The organism is Pseudorhizobium marinum, from assembly GCF_000705355.1.
In the GTDB taxonomy this organism is placed as follows: domain Bacteria; phylum Pseudomonadota; class Alphaproteobacteria; order Rhizobiales; family Rhizobiaceae; genus Neorhizobium; species Neorhizobium pelagicum.
Genome location: NZ_JMQK01000008.1, coordinates 25100 through 40856, shown reverse-complemented (window position 1 = coordinate 40856; position 15757 = coordinate 25100). Strand labels below are relative to the sequence as shown.

The window sequence follows — 15757 nt, the reverse complement described above, 5'->3', positions numbered from 1 at the left end:
CGTCGGAAGGCTCTCCAAATAACCTCGAAAGGATTAGCCATGAGCCAGACATCTTATGAGCTCAAGGCCGAGGCGCGCGAACGGGTTGGTAAGGGGTCCGCCCGTGAACTTCGCCGCAACGGTTTGATTCCTGCTGTCATCTACGGAGACAAGCAGGCCCCCATCGCGATCGCACTCTCGACCAACGAAGTGACGAAGCGCATTCACGCTGGCGGTTTCATGACCACCATCGCGACAATTGAAGTCGATGGCAAGAAGATCCAGGTCCTGCCGAAGGACTACCAGCTGGATCCGGTCCGCGATTTCACCATGCACGTAGACTTCCTGCGCGTTTCCGCAGACACCGAAGTCACCGTGGACGTTCCGGTTCACTTCATCAACGAAGAGAAGTCCGGCGTGAAGATCGGCGGCGTGCTGAACATCGTCCGTCACACGGTCGAATTCCAGTGCCCGGCAGATTCCATCCCGGAATTCATCACGGTGGATCTCGCCGGCCACAAGATCGGCGACAGCATCCACATCTCGGAAGTCAAGCTGCCGAAGGGTGTGAAGCCGGTCATTACCGACCGCGATTTCACCATTGCGACGATCGTTGCTCCGGCAGCTGGCGTCGACGAAGAACAGGAAGAAGCACCGGAAGCACCCGCTTCCGAGTAAGTCCTCCTGGTTCTGATGAAAAACCCGCCTCTTGCAGGCGGGTTTTTTGTTTGTACTTTCTTTTCCTTGTTTGGCGATCATTGTTTGGACAAAACCGCCAGACGTTGCCTTCTCGTCCCTGCTGCAAGATGTTGCACGCTATTGCCGGATTTTAGCGAAGCTTAAGCAATTGGACTTACATTCGTCCTTTGCGCGAGCGAGCGTTTCGGCACGACTCCGCAATAGCGTCGGTGGGAGGCGGATAACCGCAATGAACCATTCGGTTGAAAGCCGCTTCATCACAATCGTTTCGGCTGCGCTCCTGGGCGTGGTCGTACCGCTCTTCACACTGTTTCTGGCGCTGTCATCGCAGCAGGTGGCGAGTGCGCAGCGCGATCAGATCGAGCTCCTCCTCTCTACAAACGCCCGCGCCCTCGGCAAGCCCGTCTGGGAACTCGACGAGGACACGATCCGGCAGACGGCACTGACGATCCTTGCGGATCCGTCCGTTCATTCCGTGACGGTGGACGACCGGCTCCGGAAGCTGAACGTGTCCGAGAGCGATCTCAAGGCGTTCGATCCCGACGGCATGGACAAGATATCTCTTCCCATCAGCTACAAGTCGATCCAGGGCGAGCAGATCGTTGGCGACATCGCCGTCTTCGTCGAGGCGCCGGGCTGGTTTGCGGCTCTGAACGAAACCGAGTTTGCCTTCATCTTCATCTTTGTGCTTGCGGTGCTGACGGTCTTCCTGGCGGCCCTGGTCGGCAACCGCCTGATGGTGATCACGCCGCTGATGCGCCTCGCCGCCGCCATTGAAGCAACCCGCAAGCTCGGCGCCCGCCACCATGTCGACTGGCGCTCCAACGACGAGATCGGCCGCCTCGCCACGTCGTTCAACGAGATGCAGATCCAGCTGGAGCGCGACGAGAAGGAGCTCAAGCGTGCGCACCAGCAGACGACCGAGATCTACAACCGCACACCCGCCATGCTCTTCTCGCTGGACCAGGAGGACCTGATCGGGGCCGTCAGCGACTACTGGCTTCTTGCCACCGGGTACAGCCGGGACGACGTGATCGGGCAGCCCTTCACCAACCTTGTCGTACCGGTCGACCATGCGGTATTTGCCGGCCGCAAGTCGAAGCTCCGCCACGATGGCCGTTCCGTCGAGGCAACCGTCCGTTTCGTGTGCCGCAACGGCAACGTCATGGACGTGCTGATCATCGAGCGCGAACTGGATGCCCAATACGGGACATCTGGTTCCTTGAACGTGATGACCGACATCACCGAGCTGAAGCAGTCGGAGCAGCGGAACCGCCAGCAAGCGATCACCGACCACCTCACCGGTTTGATCAACCGCCAGGGCTTCGAAGCCATCCTCGACCTCAAGATCAGCGAGGCCGACCGCAACGACATCCGCCTCGCCTGCCTGTTTGTGGATCTCGATCGCTTCAAGTCCGTCAACGACAACTTCGGACATGCCGCAGGCGACGACCTCCTGCGCCAGTTCGTGGCACGCATCCGGCCGCTTTTGCGCAGCGGCGACACCGCCTCGCGGCTGGGTGGCGATGAATTCGCGTTCCTGCTGGCGGGGGACGAGGATCAGTCCTGGGCTCACGAACTCTGCGACAAGATCGTCGAACTGTTCGAGACGCCGTTTGTCGTTGCTGGTGCAACGGTCCGCCTCAGCGCCAGCGTCGGCGTCGCCTTTTATCCTGATCATGCCTCGGGCGCAGCCGACCTGCTGCACAAATCCGACCTGGCCATGTATGCCCGCAAGCGCGACGGCAAGAACGGTGCCCAGATCTTCGACCCTGCCATCCTGGAAAAGACACGGGAACGGGCGGAGATCGAAAAGGATATCCAGGACGCCATCGCCGGCAACTGGTTCGAAGCCTTCTTCCAGCCGATCGTCGACCTGGAGGGCGGCGCCATCATCGGCTTCGAGGCGCTGATGAGAATGCGCCACCCGGTAAAGGGCATCCTCTCGCCTGCGGCGATCATCGAGGTTGCCGAAGAGAACGGTTCGGTCGGGACCATCGGCAACCTGATCCTGGAAAGCGCCGTGGCCAATCTGGCGCGTGTGCAGCAGGAATTCGGTCTGCCGGACGCCTATGTGGCCGTCAACTTCTCGCCGCTGCAGTTCGAGTGCTCGCTGCCGACACGCCTTGCCGCCCTTCTGGGACAGTACGGGCTCAGGCCAAACCGGCTTGTCATCGAGATCACGGAAGCGGTGCTGATGCACGACAACCCCGAGGTCCGCAACGTCCTGAACGAGATCCAGCAATTCGGATGCCGGATTGCGCTGGATGATTTCGGGACAGGTTATTCGTCGCTGAGCTACATGAGCCGGTTCCCGGTCGACATCGTCAAGATCGACCAGTCTTTCATTCGTTCGATCGAGGAGCAGACGGACGTCGGCCGCAAGAACCGCATGCTGGTCGAGGGGATCAGCGCCATCTCTCACAAGATGAACTGCAAGGTGATCGCCGAGGGCGTGGAGACGGCAGAACAGCAGGGCGTCCTGCGGAACATGGGAGTTGACTTCGCGCAGGGCTATCTCTTCTCGCGCCCCCTTCCCGTCGACGCTCTCCACTCTATCCTGTCGCACCGACAGCAGAGCTTGAACGGCACCATCGTGGCTTGATCTTGGGCGGCACGCCCTGCATGATACTGGCGCTATTAGGGCATACGAGGGGAAGGTGAATGATCCACATCGTGGTTCTGCTTCTGGTTGGCCTGATGTCCAGCTCGCCGGCGTTCGCGCAGGAACCCCTCACCTTCACGACGGAAGCCTATCCTCCCTTCAGCTACCGGGATGACACCGGTACCAATCGTGGCGCAGGCGTCGATCAGGTCACGACGATAATGGCGGATGTCGCCAGTCCCTTCCGGATCGAGATCATGCCCTGGGCGCGCGCGATTGCGCTTGCCGAGACGCAGCTGCGTCTTCGCCGCCGCGCGAACGCCCGAGCGGGAGAAGCGGTTCAAATGGGTCCTGCCCCTCTTCGTCGACCGCGCCATTCTCGTGACCCGGCAGGGGTCGGGACTGGCGTCCCTGGACATCGAGGCCGCCAAGGGCCGCCTCGTCGGAACCCACAGAGCCGACTATACCGAAGTTCTGCTCAAGGAGATGGGTTTCGGCAGCGTCGATGTCAGCGCCGACTTCGGCACCACGGTCCGCAAGTTGGTCGAGGGCCGCATCGAGTTGATGCCGATGTCGGAAAGCGTGTTCCTGGAGATGCTTGCCCAGGGAACGCCGCTTGAGCAAGGCGTCACGCTGAGCACCCAACCGCTCGGCTTCGCCTGTAATCTCGGCGTCCCGGACGCCCTGATCACGCAGATGCAGGCTGCTCTCGACGCGCTGATCTCGACAGGCGGGCAGGACCGCATCCTGGCCTCCTACGGTGTGGCGCGTCCCCGGTAACTCCCTCCGAAACACATTGACTTCCTCGCGCGTTCGCGCTGGAGAGGCAGGGAACCTTCGGAACTGGACAAAGACAATGCTGATCATCGCTGGGCTCGGCAACCCCGGAACGCAATACGCGGGCAACCGCCACAATATCGGCTTCATGGCCGTCGACGAAATCCAGCGACGGCCGGGATTCGCGCCGTGGTCGAAGAAGTTCAAGGCGCTGATCTCCGAAGGCGAGATCGCCGGCGAAAAGATCCTGCTGATGAAGCCGCAGACCTTCATGAACGTGTCGGGCGAATCCGTCGGCGAAGCCATGCGCTTCTACAAGCTGGGGCCGGAGAACATCGTGGCGGTCTACGACGAACTGGACCTCGTGCCCGGCAAGGCCCGCATCAAGACCGGCGGCGGCCATGGCGGCCACAACGGCATCAAGTCGCTCGATGCCCATTGCGGCAAGGACTATCGCCGCCTGCGGCTCGGGATCGGCCATCCGGGCCACAAGGACCGCGTCCAGGGCCATGTGCTCGGCGATTTCGCCAAGAGCGACCGCGACTGGCTGGAGCCCCTGCTCGCGGCCTTGGCCGACAATGCCGAGATGCTGGTGAAGGGCGAGGACTCGCAGCTCCTGAACAAGCTGGCGCTGGCAACAGGCACCAAAGCCGACGACGAGCCGGCAAAGCCCGCCAAGGCGCCGAAGCCGGCTGGCCAGTCCCATATCCGCCAGGCCCGCAATTTCAATCAGCCCAAGGCCCTGCCGACCACCGGCCCCATGGCCGCCATGCTGCAGAAGATGTTCGGCAAGAAGGAGAGCGACGAGTGAGCGATGCCGAGCCCTCCTCTTTCGTGATCCGGCCTCTGGTCCATGGCGATCTGGACTCGTTGCTGGTCCTTTATCGCCACCTGATCAGCGATGATCTCGACCTTCCGGGCGCGGTCGCGCAGGAGCGGTTCGCCGCTATCCTGACACAGCCCGGCATGACGGTCTTCGGCGGCTTCTCGGATGACGTTCTGGCAGCAAGCTGCACGCTGGCGGTCATTCCCAATCTCACCCGCGGCGGAGCATCCTACGCGCTGATCGAGAATGTCGTGACCCATGCCGACCATCGCCGCAGGGGTTACGGCCGTGCCATCATCGATACGACCGTGGCCGCGGCATTCGAGCAGGGCTGCTACAAGGTCATGCTGCTCACCGCCAGCCGCAACTCCGGCACGCTGGACTTCTATCGAAGCTGCGGCTTCGAGACGAGCAAGACCGGCCTCGAAATCCGCCGCCCGTCATCCTGACCGCAATGCGAATGGATGAGGCCCCTCGAAAAAAAAGCCTCTACTCTTCCGGTTCCGTCGTGAACATCAGCGGGAAGCCGGCCTCCTTGGCCAGGTCGATCGCCTCCTTCGACTTCGTCTCGGCAATGTCGCGGGCACAGACCAGCACGACAGCCACACCCATGCGGTGCGCCGTCAGCATGACCCGGGAGGCGGCCTCCTCGCTCATCCGGAAGACGGCCTTCAGCACCATCACCACGAACTCGCGGGGCGTGTAGTCGTCGTTGACGAGCATCACCTTGTAGAGCTTCGGTCGCTCCAGCTTGGGCTTCGTCTTGGGCAGGAGGGTGGTATCGTCCTTCGTCGGCATGATGGCTCGCGATGACGTTGCTCTTGATAGACCCCATTATCGCACCGGGTTTGGACCTGATCAACCCGTGTCCGGAGGTCCGCCCCTCGCCCGCCGCGGCGCCTAGGCCTTGACCCCTCCGGCCGTTTATCCCATAGCCAAGGCAACAATCGTATCAAGCAACAGGTAATTCGACCCATGGGTTTCAAATGCGGCATCGTGGGCCTGCCGAATGTCGGCAAGTCGACGCTATTCAACGCTCTGACCAAGACGGCGGCAGCGCAGGCGGCCAACTATCCCTTCTGCACCATCGAGCCGAACACCGGCGAAGTGGCCGTGCCCGACCCGCGGATGAAGAAGCTCGCCGATATCGCGGGCTCCAAGGAGATCATCCCGACCCGCATCTCCTTCGTGGACATCGCCGGCCTCGTGCGCGGCGCCTCCAAGGGCGAAGGCCTCGGCAACAAGTTCCTCGCCAACATCCGTGAAGTGGATGCCGTGGTGCACGTCCTGCGCTGCTTCGAGGACGACGACATCACCCACGTCGAGGGCAAAATCAATCCGGTCGGCGACGCCGACACGATCGAGACTGAGCTGATGCTCGCCGATCTGGACAGCCTCGAGCGCCGCGTCGAACAGACGCGCAAGCGGGCCGCCACCAAGGACAAGGAATCGGTCGCGCAGCTGCCGATCATGGAAGCGGTCGTCAAGCTTCTGCACGAGGGCAAGCCGGCCCGCATTCTCCTGAAGACGCTGGCTCCCGACGAGATCGAGATCCTCAAGGGTCTGAACCTCCTGACCTCCCATCCGGTCCTCTACGTCTGCAACGTCGCGGAAGCCGATGCCGTCGAAGGAAATGCCCATACCAAAGCCGTCGCCGAGATGGCGAAGGCGCAAGGCGCCGAATGCGTTATCATCTCGGCGGCCATCGAGTCCGAAGTGGCGCAGCTGCCGGAAGAAGAGGCGACGGAATTCCTCTCCGCTCTGGGGCTGGAGGAAGCGGGTCTCGACCGCCTGATCCGCGCCGGCTACCACCTGCTCGACCTGATCACCTATTTCACCGTCGGCCCGAAGGAAACCCGCGCCTGGACCATCGTCCGCGGCACCAAGGCACCCGCCGCCGCCGGCGTCATCCATACGGACTTCGAACGCGGCTTCATCCGCGCCTTCACGATCTCCTACGACGACTACATCGCCTACAAGGGCGAAGTGGGCGCCAAGGAAGCGGGCAAGGGGCGCGACGAAGGCAAGGAATACGTGGTCCAGGACGGCGACGTCATCCACTTCCGCTTCAACACCTGATCCGGACCATGACCGAACAGAAGGCGCCGCACACCCGTTGCGGCGCCTTTTTCTATGGAGTTCAGATCCTCTTTGCGGGGCAGGTCGAGATGCCCACCAGCGAATAGATCGGGCAGGTGCCGAAGGCCCCGGTCAGCAGAGGCACAAGCCCTATGAGGGCGTAATAGCGCCAGGCGGCCTGCGGATAGAGAAAGAACAGCGAGAGGATGGCGATCCCGGCGACGATCCGGAGAAAGCGATCGATGGGTCCAACGTTTCTGGCGAGCATGAGCACGTCTCCTTGAAGCTGTATTGCCGGTTGAAGCTTAGTCCTGCCATCGGCAGCGTCGGTGACTAAGTCACCAGCCTCTCAGGCCCGTCGCCCTGCGCCATCCGCAGCAGGGCTCTGCGGTCACGGATACGGACCCGTCCCCTTTCGTTCTCCACCACCCCCGTGGATGCCAGCGCCTCCAGCCGGCGCGACACCACCTCGCGCGCCGATCCGATTGCAACAGCCAGCTCCTGGTGGGTCGCCTGCACGAGGTCTCCTTCGCCTGCCCGGTCGACCAGTACGCGTGCCAGCCGCTCGCGGATCGAGGTGAAGGCCACCTGCTCCAGAAGCCCCATCATGTCGGCCAGGCGGGCGGCGAAACCCTTGAAGACAAACGCACGAAAGCACGCGGACTCTGCCATCAGCGTATCGAACAGCGACCGCGGGATCATGACGGCCACCAGATCGGTCTCCGCCAACGCTTCGCATCGATAGGCCGCATTGCCCAGCATGCCGAGCGTCGTCTGCACGCAGGTCTCACCGCCCTGCACCGCATAGAGCAGGATCTCGCGGCCATTGCGCCCCGTCAGGTAGACGCCGACGCGCCCCGACAACAGCACGAGAAAGGCCTGCGCCTGATCGCCCGGCCGAAACAGGATCGTGCCAGATCGCAGATGCACCGGTCGCAGGCCCTCCAGCAAGGCGGAAACATCCGGTTCAAGCGAAGCGGGGAAAACTGCTCGATCGAGCCATCTGATCATCTCGGCTCCTTGAAATCATACGGGTTGCTGCCCATTGTGCAGCCGAACGCACGGAGGAACGTTGCGGATGATCAAACCGCGGTACTATTTCGAAGATTTCACCTCCGGCCGCTCCCTGCCGCTCGCGGTTCGCACGGTCAGCGCCGAAGAGATCGTCGCCTTCGCCTCGGAGTTCGACCCGCAGCCGATGCACCTCTCGGAAGAGGCCGGCAAGGCCAGCATCCTCGGCGGACTTTCCGCCTCCGGCTGGCACACGGCAAGCCTTTTCATGCGCATGATGTTCGACGGCTGGCTGTCGGAAACGGCTTCGGAAGGCTCGCCCGGTATCGAGTTCATGGAGTGGAAGAAGCCGGTCCTGGCCGGAGACACGCTCTCCGGCACCTCGACCGTATCGGAATCCCGGCTGCTGCGGTCCCGCCCCGGCATCGGCCTCGTCAAGTTTCTGCACGAGGTCAGGAACCAGAATGGCGTCGCCGTCATGAGAGGTGAGAACCCGATCATGATCCGCCTTCGCACGCCGCAGGAGGCACAGGCATGAGACTGATCGACCTCTCCCCTCCCGGCAACCGAGTGGTCACCGGGACAGTGCTGTTCACCGCCGAGGACATCATCCGCTTTGCCCGCCAGTTTGATCCACAGCCCTTCCACATCGATGCCGAAGCGGCGAAGGATTACGTCTTCGGCGGCCTCTGCGCCTCGGGCTGGCACACCTGCGCCGGATGGATGAAGACCTATGTCGCCTATTGGAACGCGAAGGTGGAGAGCCTCGAGCGGGAAGGCCTCGTCGCGCCGAAGCTTGGCCCCTCGGCAGGATTCAAGAAGCTCCAGTGGTTGAAGCCGGTCTATGCCGGCGACGAGATCACCTATTCGGTGGAGGTCGTCGCCAGTCGCTCGCTGGCCTCTCGCTCAGGCATGCACCTCAACCTGACGGTGAATGAGGGCGTCAACCAGAACGGTGAGCTCGTCATGCGCTACGAAGGCACGGTGCTGGAGTTCGACTGAGCAACGCGCTGTCCGGCCTCAGTGGCCGGCAAACTCCATCAGCGTGCGCACCTCGACGCCGAGCGCCTCCAGCTTGCGGCGTCCGCCGAGGTCCGGCAGGTCGATGACGAAACAGGCGGAGACGATCTCCGCACCCTGCTGGCGCAGGAGCTTCACCGCACCTTCCGCGGTCCCGCCGGTGGCAATCAGGTCGTCCGTCAGGATCACCTTGTCGCCCGCCTTGACCGCATCCACATGCATCTCCATCTCGTCGACGCCGTATTCCAGGCTGTAGGCGATGCGCACCGTCTCGTGCGGCAGCTTGCCCTTCTTGCGGATAGGCACGAAGCCGGCGGAGAGCTGGTGAGCCAGTGCGCCGCCGAGGATAAAGCCGCGCGCCTCGACCCCTGCAATCTTGTCGATGCCCAGTCCGGCATAGGGGGCCACCAGCTCATCGACGGCCTGCCGGAAGGCAGCCGCATCGCCGAGCAGCGTGGTGATATCGCGAAAGACAATACCCGGCTTCGGATAGTCGACAATCGAACGGACGGAAGCGGCGAGGTCGATGGGCTTTGTCATGATGGACCGATGGTTTGAGGCGACTGGATCTTGGCGGGACGGTAGCAATTCCGGCACCGCCGCCCAACAAAAAAGGCGACCCGGAGGCCGCCTTTTTTCAACCTGAAGCCAAGCCTCAGTGGTCCTTGCTGGCGTAGACCGACTTCTTCGTCAGGTAGATCAGGCCGGTGAAGATCACCAGGAAGATCATGACCATGAAGCCCGTCTGCTTGCGCTCCTCGAGGTGCGGCTCGGCGGCCCACATCAAGAATGCCGAGATGTCCTTGGAGTACTGGTCGACGGTCTGCGGCGCGCCATCGTCATAGGTGACCTGGTCGTCCGAAATCGGCGGCGCCATGGCCAGCGATGCGGCGGCGATGAAGTGCGGGTTGTAGTAGGTGCCTTCAGGCACCTCCACGCCTTCCGGCGGCTCTTCGTATCCCGTCAGCAGCGAGTAGATGTAGTCCGGCCCGCCTTCCTGGTACTGGGTGAAGATGTCGAAGACGAACTGCGGGAACCCGCGGGTCACGCCGCGCGCCTTGGCAATCAGCGAGAAGTCCGGCGGAACCGCACCGTTGTTCGATGCCGCGGCAGCCTGCGGATTGGCGAAGGGCGACGGGAAGTAGTCCGAGGGAACGGCGGTCCGCTCGAACATGTCACCGGAATCATTCGGGCCGTCGGTCACCTGATAGTTGGCGGCGAAGGCCTTTACCTGATCCTCGGAATACCCCAGCTCCTCCAGCATGCGGAAGGAGACGAGCGACATCGAGTGGCAGGCGGAACAGACTTCGGTGTAGACCTTCAGGCCGCGCTGCAGCTGGCCCTTGTCGTAGTGACCGAAGGGACCGGCAAAGCTCCAGTCGATTTCCTTTGGATGCTTCAGCGGATAATGCGGCGTCGCACCTTCCGCATGAGCGCCTTCCGCTGCCGCGTGCTCTTCCTGCGCCACGGCGGCGACGCCGAAGCCAAGACCTGCCACCAGGGCCAGCGAAAGGACGCTTGTAACAAGCTTTTTCATACGATTATTCCCTCTCGATCGCGGCAATCAGGCGCTGGCTTCGCCAGGCTTGAGCTTTTCCATGTCGGACTTGTTCTTCTTGGCGAGCACCGCTTCGGTGATCGAGTTCGGGATACGCCGGGGTGTTTCGAACAGGCCGAGCAGCGGCATGATCAGGAGGAAGAACCCGAAGTAGTAGAGCGTGCCGATCTGCGACAGGATGACGTAGATCCCTTCAGCCGGCATGGCGCCGAGCCAGCCAAGCAGGATGGCGTTCGCGACGAAGATCCAGAAGAACAGCTTGTACCAGGGGCGGTACACGGCCGAGCGAACCTTGGACGTATCGAGCCAGGGAAGGAAGAACAGCACGATGATCGAGCCGAACATCACCAGGACGCCGCCGAGCTTGGAATCGATCGGGCCGACGTTGAAGGTGATGGCGCGCAGCATCGCGTAGAAGGGCAGGTAGTACCATTCCGGAACGATGTGGGACGGCGTCTTGAGGGCATCGGCCGGGATGTAGTTGTCCGGGTGGCCGAGGTAGTTCGGCATGTAGAAGACGAACCAGGCGAAGGCGATCAGGAAGACCGAGATGCCGAGCGCATCCTTGAGCGTGGCATAGGGCGTGAAGGCGACGGTATCCGTCTTCGTCTTCACCTCGACACCGGTCGGGTTCGTCTGGCCGGTGACGTGCAGCGCCCAGATGTGCAGAACGACGACGCCGGCGATCATGAACGGCAGAAGGTAGTGCAGCGAGAAGAAGCGGTTCAGCGTCGGCTGATCGACGGCAAAGCCGCCGAGCAGGAACTGCTGGATCCACTCGCCGATGAGCGGGAAGGCCGAGAAGAAGCCGGTGATGACGGTCGCGCCCCAGAAGGACATCTGGCCCCAGGGCAGAACATAGCCCATGAAACCGGTCGCCATCATCAGCAGGTAGATGACAACGCCGAGGATCCAGAGGATCTCGCGGGGTGCCTTGTAGGAGCCGTAGTAGAGGCCGCGGGCGATGTGCAGGTAGACGGCGATGAAGAAGAATGACGCGCCGTTGGCGTGCATGTAGCGCAAGAGCCAGCCGTGGTTGACGTCGCGCATGATCTTTTCGACCGAATTGAAAGCAACGGTCGTCTCGGCGGCATAGTGCATGGCCAGCACGACGCCGGTCAGGATCTGCACGATCAGCATCACCGACAGCATGGCGCCGAAGGTATAGGCGTAGTTCAGATTGCGGGGAACGGGATAGGCAACGAAGCTGTCATGCATCATTCGCGGCAAGGGAAGCCGGGAATCGATCCATTTTTCGATGCCGGAAGCCGGCTGGTATGTGGAATGACCGCTCATAAGTTAGAACCCCTCACCCGATCTGGATCACTGTGTCGGACGTAAATGTGAAAGTCGGCACCGGCAGGTTGGTCGGCGCGGGACCTCTCCGGATCCGGCCCGCCGTATCGTAGTGCGAGCCATGGCAAGGACAGAACCAGCCGCCGAAGTCACCGGACTGGCCGAGAGGAACGCAACCGAGATGGGTGCAGGAGCCGATCATGACGATCCAGTTTTCCTTGCCCTCGCCGGCGGAACGGGCAAGATCGGTCGCTTCTGCAGCGGCATCGATATTGTCGTTGCGGGCAATCGGATCCTTCAGCTCGGCGAGCTGGACCGCGTTCGCCTCTTCGACTTCCTGCGCCGTCCGGTTCCGGATGAACACCGGCTTGCCGCGCCACTTGACGGTCAGCGACATGCCCGGCTCCAGCGCCGAAACGTCGACCTCGATCGAGGCCAGCGCCAGTGTCGACGCGTCGGGACGCATCTGGTCGATGAACGGCCAGGCGACGGCCACCGCACCGACGGCAGCGGCCATTCCGGTCGTCAGGTAAAGGAAATCACGACGGGTCGGTTCGCCCAGTGTTTCGCTGTGTGTTTCGTGCTCGCTCACGGCTCAAACATCCTTCTCACGCATTTCGCGAAAAACCGCGTTTGCCCTTACGACGGGAAACTGATTCTGGCCACAATTGGGACACAGATTCCCCGGCAATTTCGCGCCTTCTATGCTTGATCGCAAAATATGTCCAGTCTTGGCAAGAGCATAGAAGCCAGTTTGTCGCGGCAAATCCAGCCTTCGTTTCAACCGCATCGTCGACCGTCCCGGCCGAGCCCCGGACGCCTGGCGCGGGCTATCCTCTACGGACGAGCCGAATACCCCTTCCAGCTCGCCACAATAGGCTCTTCGCATTGCAGCAATGGGTGCCCCGTGGTACGTCCGGCGGACCAGACGACCGGCGGGACAGGCTGAATGAGACACTTTGTATCGAGTGCGATCTGCGGCATCGTGTCGCTCGTACTCTTGGCCATCGGCATCCGCTATGTGCGCAGCGTCTGGATCATCGGCACCGTCGAGAGCCTGCAGCTGCATCTGTCGATCGCCAGTGTTGCGGCTCTGCTGCTTGCGCTGAGCCTCAGGCGCGCCATCCTCCCGGCAGCTCTGCTGGCCGTGGCCCTGCTTTTCCTTGCACATTCGATATGGATGCCGCGCGACTTCGCTCAGGCACCGATCGCGGTCGCGGCAACCGACGAACCTCTGCTCCGGCTGATGTCCTTCAACATCCTGATGGACAACATCGACAATGGCCAGGTGATCGCAGAGACGATCCTCCGCTCCGGCGCGGATGTCGTGAACATCATGGAGGCAGAGCCCCTGATGGCGCATCTCCCGGCGCTTTCGGTGGTCTATCCGTACCGCATCGGCTGCGGCGAGATGACCAGGCGATGCGACCTGATGATGCTGTCGAAGCACCCTCTCCTCGACCCTTCGGTCGCCAGCCTGAGCAATGTCTTCGAGGAACGGATGCTGCTGGCCAGGCTGGACTTTGGCGGTCGTCCCCTGCACGTCGCGGCAATCCACACCACCAAGCCCTATTTCGACAATTTCCAGAGGTATGAATTGCACAATGCAGCCCGCCGGCTGAACCGCATCGCGGGGCCGCTGATCCTGTCAGGCGACTTCAACGCATCCAGTCTCGCATCCAACGTCCGCGGCTTTTTGCAGGATACGGGCCTGAGAACCGCCGGACGGGAACCGGCAACCTGGCCGGTTGAGGCAGGCCCCATCGGCGTACCTATCGATCACATCTTCGTCCGTCCGCCGCTCGGCATCGCCGCGCTGCAGCGGCTCCCGGATGCCCTGGGATCCAATCACTTTGGCCTGATCGCCGAGATCGCCGTCCCGACGAACTGATCGCCCTCACTGCGCGGCGTCGGCGGCCAGAAAGCCGCCGGATTGCCGCGCCCAGAGATCGGCATAGATGCCGTTTGCGGCCACCAGCTCGTTGTGCGTCCCCTGCTCCACGATCCGGCCCTTGTCGACCACGATCAGCCGGTCGAGGGCTGCAATCGTCGACAGCCGATGGGCGATGGCGAGCACCGTCTTGCCCTGCATCAGGCGCACGAGGTTCGACTGGATGGCGGCCTCCACCTCGGAGTCGAGCGCCGATGTCGCCTCGTCGAGCACCAGGATCGGCGCATTCTTCAGCATCACCCGGGCGATCGCGATCCTCTGCCTCTGCCCGCCGGAAAGCTTCACGCCACGCTCGCCGACATGGGCGTCGTAGCCCTTGCGTCCGCGCTGGTCCTCGAGGGAGGCGATGAAACCATCGGCTTCGGCGCGCTCCGACGCCTGTCGCAACTGCTCCTTCGTGGCATCCGGCCGCCCGAACAGAATGTTGTCGCGGATCGACCGGTGCAGCAGCGAGGTGTCCTGCGTTACCATGCCGATCTGCGCCCGCAGCGATTCCTGCGTCACCTGAGAAATGTCCTGTCCGTCGATCAGGATGCGGCCGGATTCGATGTCGTAGAAGCGCAGCAGCAGGTTGACGAGCGTCGACTTTCCGGCACCGGACCTGCCGACGATACCGATCTTTTCGCCCGGCTGAACGACGAGCGAGAGGCTGTCGATGACGTCCCTGCCGTTGCCATAGTCGAATTGGACGTTCTCGAAGCGGATCTCCGGCACCTTGACCGTCAGCGGCTTGGCATCGGGTGCATCGACGAGACCGATCGGCTTGGAGATCAGATCCGAGGAATTCTGGATCGTGCCGATGTTGCGCATCAGGCCGTTCAACTGCGTCATCAGCCGTCCAAGCAGGAAGTTCAGCCTCAGCATCAGCGCCAGCGTGAAGGCCACCGCGCCGGAGCTGATGATCCCGCCGAGCCAGAGATGGATGCTGAGCCCCGCCATCACCACGATCATCGTGCTGGAAAGCAGCGCCATGGACGCCCGCACGCCGGTCAGCATCCGCGTGAACCGCAGGATGGTCGCCTGGAAGCTGTTGAAGCCGTCCAGCATGTAGCGGTCGTTGGCCTCGTCGCTGCCGAACAGCTTCAGCGTCTGGATGTTGGAATAGGCGTCCACCATGCGGCCGCTGATCATCGAACCGGCTTCGGCCGAAGCCTTGGCATTCTCCCGGATGCGCGGCACGAAGTACCGTGCAAGGGCCGCAAAGACGGCAAGCCAGACCAGCACCACCCCGGCCATTCTGAGATCGAGCTGCGCCACCAGCACCAGGGTGGAGACCGAATAGATCAGAACGAACCAGACGCTTTCCATCAGCGTGGTCAGCACATCCCCCGTCGCCTGCCCCGCCGACCAGACCTTGGTGACGATGCGGCCGGAAAAATCGTTCTGGAAGAACGACAGCGATTGTCGCGAGACGTGCAGATAGGATTGCCAGCGCACCAGGTTGTAGAACCCCGGCGTGATGATCTGCTGGTCGATCAGGGCCGTCAGGAACGCGATCAGAAACCGCCCGACGCCGACCACCACGGCCATGAACAGCAGCTCTCGGCCATGCGAGGCCATCAGCCCGCTCCAGCCATCGGCGGGTTGGATGGTGTCGAGGATGTCGACCAGCCGGCCGACGAACCAGAACATCGCTGCCTCGACGCCGGCCGCCAGTCCGCCCAGGACCAGCATGGCCAGGAACGGCAGCTTGGCCTGGCGCACGTAGAACCAGACGAAGGCAACAAGTCCTTCCGGCGGCTTCAGGTCGTCATGCCTCGCGAAAGGCTGAATCCAGTTCTCGAATATGCGGAAGGTGGCTCTGATCATGCGCCCGATATAGTCCGCTTCGCGAGGCCGGCAAAGGGCATCAGCGCTTACATTTCTGTAATCGCGCGCAGGCGGCGATCGCCTCCGGGAAAGCTCCGGGCGGCACGCACATACGGTGCCGACGAAAAAGCCTCCGCGGGCGGGGCC

General features: G+C 62.5%; 17 protein-coding genes. 9 read left to right on the top strand and 8 right to left on the bottom strand.

Annotation, left to right across the window (positions count from 1 at the left end; genetic code table 11):
- Positions 1 to 39: 39 nt before the first annotated feature.
- The 5 genes from EO99_RS0111095 (at position 40) to EO99_RS0111075 (ending at position 5335) form a co-directional block, all read left to right on the top strand.
- On the top strand, positions 40 to 657 hold the full coding sequence (locus EO99_RS0111095) for a 50S ribosomal protein L25/general stress protein Ctc (protein WP_029618708.1): 618 nt from the start codon (positions 40 to 42) through the stop codon (positions 655 to 657).
- A 250-nt stretch (positions 658 to 907) separates the two neighbouring features.
- Complete coding sequence (locus tag EO99_RS0111090) at positions 908 to 3283, top strand: EAL domain-containing protein (protein ID WP_029618707.1); 2376 nt, start codon at positions 908 to 910, stop codon at positions 3281 to 3283.
- 282 nt (positions 3284 to 3565) lie between these two features.
- Positions 3566 to 4063 (top strand): substrate-binding periplasmic protein, encoded by a 498-nt coding sequence (locus EO99_RS25655; protein ID WP_051679806.1) that lies wholly within the window; start codon positions 3566 to 3568, stop codon positions 4061 to 4063.
- Between the two features lie 76 nt (positions 4064 to 4139).
- On the top strand, positions 4140 to 4871 hold the full coding sequence (gene pth / locus EO99_RS0111080) for an aminoacyl-tRNA hydrolase (RefSeq protein WP_029618706.1): 732 nt from the start codon (positions 4140 to 4142) through the stop codon (positions 4869 to 4871).
- Positions 4868 to 5335: a GNAT family N-acetyltransferase gene (locus EO99_RS0111075; protein ID WP_029618705.1), complete on the top strand. Its 468-nt coding sequence runs from the start codon at positions 4868 to 4870 to the stop codon at positions 5333 to 5335. Before pth ends, EO99_RS0111075 begins: the two co-directional genes overlap by 4 nt.
- Before the next feature lie 40 nt (positions 5336 to 5375).
- Here the strand turns inward: EO99_RS0111075 and clpS are convergent, their stop codons facing one another.
- Positions 5376 to 5684, bottom strand: a complete 309-nt coding sequence (gene clpS / locus EO99_RS0111070; protein ID WP_037111663.1) for an ATP-dependent Clp protease adapter ClpS — start codon at positions 5682 to 5684, stop codon at positions 5376 to 5378.
- A 177-nt stretch (positions 5685 to 5861) separates the two neighbouring features.
- On the opposite strand from clpS, the gene ychF reads away from it, so the two are divergent.
- Complete coding sequence (gene ychF, locus EO99_RS0111065) at positions 5862 to 6965, top strand: redox-regulated ATPase YchF (protein ID WP_029618703.1); 1104 nt, start codon at positions 5862 to 5864, stop codon at positions 6963 to 6965.
- A 61-nt stretch (positions 6966 to 7026) separates the two neighbouring features.
- Here the strand turns inward: ychF and EO99_RS0111060 are convergent, their stop codons facing one another.
- Together EO99_RS0111060 and EO99_RS0111055 are read right to left on the bottom strand one after the other, a co-directional pair.
- Positions 7027 to 7233, bottom strand: a complete 207-nt coding sequence (locus EO99_RS0111060) for a YgaP family membrane protein (RefSeq protein WP_029618702.1) — start codon at positions 7231 to 7233, stop codon at positions 7027 to 7029.
- A 65-nt stretch (positions 7234 to 7298) separates the two neighbouring features.
- Complete coding sequence (locus EO99_RS0111055; protein WP_156034734.1) at positions 7299 to 7976, bottom strand: Crp/Fnr family transcriptional regulator; 678 nt, start codon at positions 7974 to 7976, stop codon at positions 7299 to 7301.
- Positions 7977 to 8043: 67 nt separating this feature from the next.
- On the opposite strand from EO99_RS0111055, the gene EO99_RS0111050 reads away from it, so the two are divergent.
- Both EO99_RS0111050 and EO99_RS0111045 read left to right on the top strand, forming a co-directional pair.
- Positions 8044 to 8514, top strand: a complete 471-nt coding sequence (locus tag EO99_RS0111050; RefSeq protein WP_029618700.1) for a MaoC family dehydratase — start codon at positions 8044 to 8046, stop codon at positions 8512 to 8514.
- Complete coding sequence (locus tag EO99_RS0111045; RefSeq protein ID WP_029618699.1) at positions 8511 to 8978, top strand: MaoC family dehydratase; 468 nt, start codon at positions 8511 to 8513, stop codon at positions 8976 to 8978. Before EO99_RS0111050 ends, EO99_RS0111045 begins: the two co-directional genes overlap by 4 nt.
- Before the next feature lie 18 nt (positions 8979 to 8996).
- Here the strand turns inward: EO99_RS0111045 and EO99_RS0111040 are convergent, their stop codons facing one another.
- From EO99_RS0111040 to petA, 4 genes are all read right to left on the bottom strand, one after another.
- Positions 8997 to 9536, bottom strand: a complete 540-nt coding sequence (locus EO99_RS0111040; RefSeq protein WP_029618698.1) for an adenine phosphoribosyltransferase — start codon at positions 9534 to 9536, stop codon at positions 8997 to 8999.
- A 115-nt stretch (positions 9537 to 9651) separates the two neighbouring features.
- A complete protein-coding gene (locus tag EO99_RS0111035) occupies positions 9652 to 10533 on the bottom strand; it encodes a cytochrome c1 (RefSeq protein WP_029618697.1) in 882 nt (293 codons plus the stop codon).
- Positions 10534 to 10560: 27 nt separating this feature from the next.
- Positions 10561 to 11850 (bottom strand): cytochrome b, encoded by a 1290-nt coding sequence (locus tag EO99_RS0111030; protein WP_029618696.1) that lies wholly within the window; start codon positions 11848 to 11850, stop codon positions 10561 to 10563.
- A gap of 13 nt (positions 11851 to 11863) precedes the next feature.
- Complete coding sequence (gene petA / locus EO99_RS0111025; RefSeq protein ID WP_029618695.1) at positions 11864 to 12442, bottom strand: ubiquinol-cytochrome c reductase iron-sulfur subunit; 579 nt, start codon at positions 12440 to 12442, stop codon at positions 11864 to 11866.
- Between the two features lie 357 nt (positions 12443 to 12799).
- On the opposite strand from petA, the gene EO99_RS0111020 reads away from it, so the two are divergent.
- The gene (locus EO99_RS0111020) at positions 12800 to 13741 is read left to right on the top strand and encodes an endonuclease/exonuclease/phosphatase family protein (RefSeq protein ID WP_029618694.1); all 942 of its coding nucleotides are present in this window, start codon (positions 12800 to 12802) and stop codon (positions 13739 to 13741) included.
- Between the two features lie 6 nt (positions 13742 to 13747).
- Here the strand turns inward: EO99_RS0111020 and EO99_RS0111015 are convergent, their stop codons facing one another.
- Positions 13748 to 15610: an ABC transporter ATP-binding protein gene (locus EO99_RS0111015; RefSeq protein WP_037111658.1), complete on the bottom strand. Its 1863-nt coding sequence runs from the start codon at positions 15608 to 15610 to the stop codon at positions 13748 to 13750.
- Positions 15611 to 15757: the final 147 nt, after the last annotated feature.

Bases quoted from the DNA above. Each gene is read 5' to 3' on its own strand.
- EO99_RS0111045 (WP_029618699.1), top strand. From the start codon at position 8,511: ATGAGACTGATCGACCTCTCCCCTCCCGGCAACCGAGTGGTCACCGGG.
- EO99_RS0111060 (WP_029618702.1), bottom strand. From the start codon at position 7,233: ATGCTCGCCAGAAACGTTGGACCCATCGATCGCTTTCTCCGGATCGTC.
- EO99_RS0111035 (WP_029618697.1), bottom strand. From the start codon at position 10,533: ATGAAAAAGCTTGTTACAAGCGTCCTTTCGCTGGCCCTGGTGGCAGGT.
- EO99_RS0111015 (WP_037111658.1), bottom strand. From the start codon at position 15,610: ATGATCAGAGCCACCTTCCGCATATTCGAGAACTGGATTCAGCCTTTC.
- EO99_RS0111030 (WP_029618696.1), bottom strand. From the start codon at position 11,850: ATGAGCGGTCATTCCACATACCAGCCGGCTTCCGGCATCGAAAAATGG.
- ychF (WP_029618703.1), top strand. From the start codon at position 5,862: ATGGGTTTCAAATGCGGCATCGTGGGCCTGCCGAATGTCGGCAAGTCG.
- EO99_RS0111090 (WP_029618707.1), top strand. From the start codon at position 908: ATGAACCATTCGGTTGAAAGCCGCTTCATCACAATCGTTTCGGCTGCG.
- EO99_RS0111040 (WP_029618698.1), bottom strand. From the start codon at position 9,536: ATGACAAAGCCCATCGACCTCGCCGCTTCCGTCCGTTCGATTGTCGAC.
- EO99_RS0111020 (WP_029618694.1), top strand. From the start codon at position 12,800: ATGAGACACTTTGTATCGAGTGCGATCTGCGGCATCGTGTCGCTCGTA.
- EO99_RS0111095 (WP_029618708.1), top strand. From the start codon at position 40: ATGAGCCAGACATCTTATGAGCTCAAGGCCGAGGCGCGCGAACGGGTT.
- EO99_RS0111055 (WP_156034734.1), bottom strand. From the start codon at position 7,976: ATGATCAGATGGCTCGATCGAGCAGTTTTCCCCGCTTCGCTTGAACCG.
- EO99_RS0111050 (WP_029618700.1), top strand. From the start codon at position 8,044: ATGATCAAACCGCGGTACTATTTCGAAGATTTCACCTCCGGCCGCTCC.
- pth (WP_029618706.1), top strand. From the start codon at position 4,140: ATGCTGATCATCGCTGGGCTCGGCAACCCCGGAACGCAATACGCGGGC.
- clpS (WP_037111663.1), bottom strand. From the start codon at position 5,684: ATGCCGACGAAGGACGATACCACCCTCCTGCCCAAGACGAAGCCCAAG.